This is a genomic window from Microcystis sp. M53603_WE2 (assembly GCF_030065435.1).
In genome coordinates this window covers 1-3,080 of record NZ_JASJFF010000294.1, presented here as the reverse complement: position 1 = coordinate 3,080, position 3,080 = coordinate 1, and the positions used below count along the sequence as shown (strand labels likewise).

Annotated in this window: 4 protein-coding genes; 3 read left to right on the top strand and 1 reads right to left on the bottom strand. The window is 46.3% G+C overall.

Features of this window, described 5'->3' with window-relative positions:
- Window positions 1-336: 336 nt before the first annotated feature.
- Window positions 337-639 (top strand): YkvA family protein, encoded by a 303-nt coding sequence (locus PX481_RS06385; protein WP_002762481.1) that lies wholly within the window; start codon window positions 337-339, stop codon window positions 637-639.
- Between the two features lie 132 nt (window positions 640-771).
- Here the strand turns inward: PX481_RS06385 and PX481_RS06380 are convergent, their stop codons facing one another.
- On the bottom strand, window positions 772-1,431 hold the full coding sequence (locus tag PX481_RS06380) for a phosphoribosyltransferase (RefSeq protein ID WP_002762482.1): 660 nt from the start codon (window positions 1,429-1,431) through the stop codon (window positions 772-774).
- A 198-nt stretch (window positions 1,432-1,629) separates the two neighbouring features.
- On the opposite strand from PX481_RS06380, the gene PX481_RS06375 reads away from it, so the two are divergent.
- Together PX481_RS06375 and PX481_RS06370 are read left to right on the top strand one after the other, a co-directional pair.
- On the top strand, window positions 1,630-2,115 hold the full coding sequence (locus tag PX481_RS06375) for a DUF4079 domain-containing protein (protein ID WP_002762483.1): 486 nt from the start codon (window positions 1,630-1,632) through the stop codon (window positions 2,113-2,115).
- Between the two features lie 188 nt (window positions 2,116-2,303).
- The gene (locus PX481_RS06370; RefSeq protein WP_002762484.1) at window positions 2,304-2,642 is read left to right on the top strand and encodes a P-II family nitrogen regulator; all 339 of its coding nucleotides are present in this window, start codon (window positions 2,304-2,306) and stop codon (window positions 2,640-2,642) included.
- Window positions 2,643-3,080 lie beyond the last annotated feature (438 nt).

The window sequence follows — 3,080 nt, the reverse complement described above, 5'->3', positions numbered from 1 at the left end:
CAAAAAGTGCCGACCATTGGAGTGATTGGGGGGAAAATTCCGGGACTTTTTCCCTGAAAATTAGGTAGTTGACCACCTGAAAATCGATAAAACCCCACACCCCACACCCCACACCCCACACCCCACACCCTGCCACCACCGAAAAACTTTTTCAGCAAGCCCTAAATACGTCTTAGCTTAATAATTCAGGCTCATCCCTAAAGGTGAATTTTCTTCTGGGCATTTTTTTTTGATTAATTAGCGGATATCACCCTAGATAATGGGGGTAAAACCTCACTATCAGCCCCAGGGACAACCTGACAAAATTAAATTATCGCCGTCAACGAGGACAAATTAATGAAACCGATTGTTGAATCTTTTTACAACTGGTACAGCAGCAAAATCACTCACCCCCAATATCGTTGGATTATCATTCTGGGAACTATGGTTTATCTGTTTAGCCCCCTCGATATTTCTCCTGACGTTTTCCCGATTATTGGTTGGATCGATGATGGTATTGTCCTCACCCTTTTAACCACGGAATTATCGCGATTAGTTCTTGATTATCGCAATCGCCGTCCGGGGACAGTAAAGAATCAAACCGAGGTTTCTTCCCCAACCAATGCCGTTGATACCGATGCCGTAGAAGTCAGAAGTTAGAATTCGTAAGTCTCAATTCTGACTTCTGAATTCAGGAGATTGCTGTTATTTATTCTCCCCCCCACTACCCCACTTCCCCACTTCCCCACTACCCCACTACCCCACTTCCCCACTCCCCCACTTCCTAATTCCCTAAACTTGAATCAAAGAACTATCGACGGTGGCTAAAAGTGTTTGCACCTCCTCATCGCTGGTTTGGGAAAAGTCCTCGTACCAAAGAGAAATCGATCTCAATTCGTAGGGTTTATGTAGGCAAATTACTCGATCGACTAATTTTTCTAATTGATCACAGACCTCCGGCGGGGCAACAGGAACAGCAATAATAATAGCAGCGGGGTTTCTAGCTTTCAGGGTCAGAATCGCCGCTTTAATCGTTGCTCCCGTAGCGATCCCATCATCTACTAGAATAATCGTTTTTCCCGTCACGTCCGGAAAGGGTCGCTCCCCTCGATACAAACGATCGCGTCGCTCTAATTCGATCATTTCTTCCTTTGCTACCCTTTCCATCATCGCCTCCGATAGGTGCAAGTCTTCAACGACACTTTCATTGATTACCCGCACCCCATTCTGACCGATTGCCCCAAAAGCTAACTCTTTGCGCTCCGGTACACCTAATTTTCGCACCAAACACAGATCTAGCGGTAAATGTAACCTTTGGGCAATTTCAAAGGCGATCGGAACCCCACCCCGGGGCAAAGCCAAAACTAGCACCCCAGCACTATTGGTATATTCTGTCAAGTAACTAGCTAATAGTCTCCCAGCCGACCGCCGATCTTTGAGCAGATAAGTCATAACTCCCTCCTAGGGGCTAATCCCCGTGGAGATCCCTAGTCTCCCCTGACTCTATTCTATATTTCTCCGCTCATCTCTAGCTGAAATGTTAAGAAATTTAGCGAAGGCTTGACATTTTTTCGGCTAACCGCAGTTTTTCCAGTCCGGAGATCGGCTAAAATCTTAGGCAAAAGGGTTTTGTAAAGTTAGGTAACAAACATGAATCAAAGTTTAAGTGATGCGCTAGAGCCGATCGCCGCTGCCTTTCGCAGTCTCGGAACTCCCGAACCGATCGTTCATTGGGGACATCCAGTCATGATGGGGATTGTGGTTTTAGTTATGGGTAGTTATACTGCCTATGCCGGTTGGCAAAGCCGTTTAAGCAAAGATGGGGAAGTAGTGGCCAACAATCGGGCTGATCACCGCAAACTCGCCCCCTGGCTGTTTTTATTTATCGCTCTCGGTTACACCGGCGGTATTTTATCCCTAGTCATGCAGAAACATCCAATCCTCGAAAGCAGCCATTTCTGGACAGGATCGGTCGCAATCGGTTTATTAGCTTTCAATGGATTATTATCCCTCACTGGCTTTGCTGGCGGGAAAAAAGAACTTTTCCGGACTATTCACGCCTATATCGGCAGCATTGCCCTGATTTTACTGCTAGTTCACGGTGTTTTCGGTCTTCAGTTGGGATTATCTCTCTAGTTGGTTTATTTATGGCTTCGGGTGGGCTATTTCCCACCTGGAAGTTTTTCACGGTGGAAGACTGTGGCCAAGGAAAATAATTGAAGAAATCATGACTTTAAGCGCTATTGTCGGGATTCTGCGTTTAGAATTAACAGTTAATTTACCAAGAAAGTAAAGTATCGTCACGCAACGAGGAGATAGATATTTTGAAGAAAGTAGAAGCGATTATCCGACCCTTTAAACTTGAAGAGGTGAAACTCGCCCTAGTTAACGCGGGCATTGTCGGGATGACCGTCTCCGAAGTTAGAGGTTTCGGTCGTCAGAAAGGTCAATCGGAACGTTATCGCGGTTCCGAGTACACCGTCGAATTTCTCCAAAAACTCAAGATCGAGATCGTCGTCGAAGATAAGCAGGTCGATATGGTCGTCGATAAGCTGATTTCGGCGGCCCGTACCGGTGAAATCGGAGACGGTAAAATCTTCATCTCCCCCGTGGAACAGATCGTCCGCATCCGTACCGGCGAAAAAGATCTCGAAGCGATTTAACCTCCAAACAAGGGATGATAGTACAATGCTGTCATCCCCCCCCCATTGAAGGCAATTCCCATCAAGCAGTGTAACCTAATTTGATATCGACCACCAACGACCGATTCCCCCAAACAAAAACTTTGTACCTCACCATTAAGATAACAAAGGCAGGGGGCAGTCCCGATGCCAAAGTTGGCACCGCCAAGCCTGAAAATATTCTGATCCTAAATCCGGTTATTACAAACTGATTATTTATTCCCCCTTCATCGCTGCTGAAGACCGCCGAACGGTACAAATAATTTGACCAGACTAGATCCCACATTCCGCACCCTAAGTGTCACAACGTCTCAAAAGAGGAAGATGCCTGAGTCAAAATACTTATCTAGAGGAGTGAGTTGGCGGCAAGCTGCCGGCAACTAAGCCGAAAATTCCAGGGTTCCCCCAGTCATTCGCAAT

Bases quoted from the DNA above. Each gene is read 5' to 3' on its own strand.
- PX481_RS06385 (WP_002762481.1), top strand. From the start codon at position 337: ATGAAACCGATTGTTGAATCTTTTTACAACTGGTACAGCAGCAAAATC.
- PX481_RS06380 (WP_002762482.1), bottom strand. From the start codon at position 1,431: ATGACTTATCTGCTCAAAGATCGGCGGTCGGCTGGGAGACTATTAGCT.
- PX481_RS06375 (WP_002762483.1), top strand. From the start codon at position 1,630: ATGAATCAAAGTTTAAGTGATGCGCTAGAGCCGATCGCCGCTGCCTTT.